General features: G+C 74.9%; 2 protein-coding genes. One reads left to right on the top strand and one right to left on the bottom strand.

Features of this window, described 5'->3' with window-relative positions:
* On the bottom strand, positions 1-914 hold a 914-nt coding region (locus tag GT042_RS06755; protein ID WP_161307793.1), incomplete at its 3' end, for a serine/threonine-protein kinase.
* A 192-nt stretch (positions 915-1,106) separates the two neighbouring features.
* On the opposite strand from GT042_RS06755, the gene GT042_RS06750 reads away from it, so the two are divergent.
* Positions 1,107-1,551 (top strand): hypothetical protein (locus GT042_RS06750; protein WP_161307792.1); only part of this gene is annotated, 445 nt, incomplete at its 3' end.

The following is a 1,551-nucleotide window of genomic DNA, read 5'->3' as shown; positions in this document are numbered from 1 at the left end:
ACACCGGGAGGTCCGCCCTGACTGCCCGGGCTCCCCTGGACGTTCGGCCCGCCCGGGCCGCCCCGCGCGCCGTCCAGTTGCGTCCGCTGCGGCCCGTCGAGGCCGAGGAGCCGCGCCGAGCGCCGGCCGATCTCGGCGCTGAGGGCGGGCGGCAGCCAGGTGCTCTGCTGCTCGCCGTCGGTCGCGGCGGACGCCGCCGCGGCGATCTCGTCCAGGGACGGCCGCTCCGCCGGATCCTTCGCCAGGCAGCGGCGGATCAGCCCCGCCAGCGCCTCCGGGACCCCTTCGACGTCCGGGGGATCCTCGACGACCCGCATCATGAGGGCGTAGCTGCCGCTGTCGGAGTCCCCGAACGGATGCCGGCCGGTCGCGGCGAACGCGAGGACGGAGCCCAGGCTGAAGATGTCGCTCAGGGCGGTGACGTCCTTGCCCCTGACCTGCTCGGGCGACATGTAGCCGGGGGAACCGATGACGGCTCCGGTACGGGTGGCGACACTGGCGTCGGCCGCCCGCGCGACGCCGAAGTCGATGACCCGGGGGCCTTCGAGGGTGAGCATCACGTTGGAGGGCTTGAGGTCGCGGTGGACGAGCCCGACGGCGTGGATGTTGCGCAGGGCCTCGGCGAGTCCGGCGGCCAGCCACCACACCGTGGTCCCGGGCAGCCGTTGCCCGAGAGGTGCCGCCGCCTCGTGCAGGGTGAGGCCCGGTACGTAACCGGTGGCGAGCCAGGGAGTGGGGGACTCGGTGTCGGACGCGAGGACGGGTGCCGTGAACGCGCCGTCGACCCGCTGGGCCGCCCGTACCTCGGCACGGAAACGGCGCCGGAACTCGGTATCGTGGGACAGCTGCGGATGGATGACCTTCACCGCGGCCATCCGGCCCTGCGTCGAGCGCCCCAGATACACCTGGCCCATCCCGCCGGCACCGAGCCGGCCGAGCAGCCTGTACCCCCCGACCCACGATGGATCTTCGGTCCTGAGTGGTTCCACGATGATGCCCGCCCCCGATCAACCGCCTTGGCAACGGCGCTCATTCTCGCACCGGAGGGTGCGCGAAGGGGCTGGGGCGCCGGACCGGCACGGGTGACGCCGGGATAGCGTGCCGGCATGGGAGATCGCACAGTGGAAACGGGCCCCGGGCTCTGGGAGTACGCGCTCGCCGCGGCGGACGAGCTGGTGCTCTGGCACCTCGGCACCGCCGCCGCACGGCAGGACCGGGCCGAGGAGGTCCAGGAGCGGCACGGCCCCGTGGTGGTGCTGCTCGCGGCGGCCCTCCACGACCGGGCGCTCGCCGCGGACCTGGCGGGCACCGACCTCGACCGGGTGGAGCTGCCGGCCGCGTACCAGGTCCTCGACACACACGCCGTCTCCGCCGTCGAGGCGGCACCGGCCGCCGCCGGGCTCGGCGGCGAACAGCGCGAGCAGCTGCTGGCCGCCCGTGAGACCCCGGCGTTCGACCTCGTCCGTACGGCCGCCCTGCGGGTCCTGGCCGGGCACCTCGCGGACGGCGGCGTTCTGCTCGCCGACCGCGCCGGCGCGCTCGCGGCGGAGG

The sequence above is a fragment of the Streptomyces sp. SID3212 genome (assembly GCF_009865405.1).
Lineage (GTDB): Bacteria > Actinomycetota > Actinomycetes > Streptomycetales > Streptomycetaceae > Streptomyces.
The sequence above is the reverse complement of the archived record's forward strand: the minus strand, read 5'-3'. Positions and strand labels throughout refer to the sequence as shown.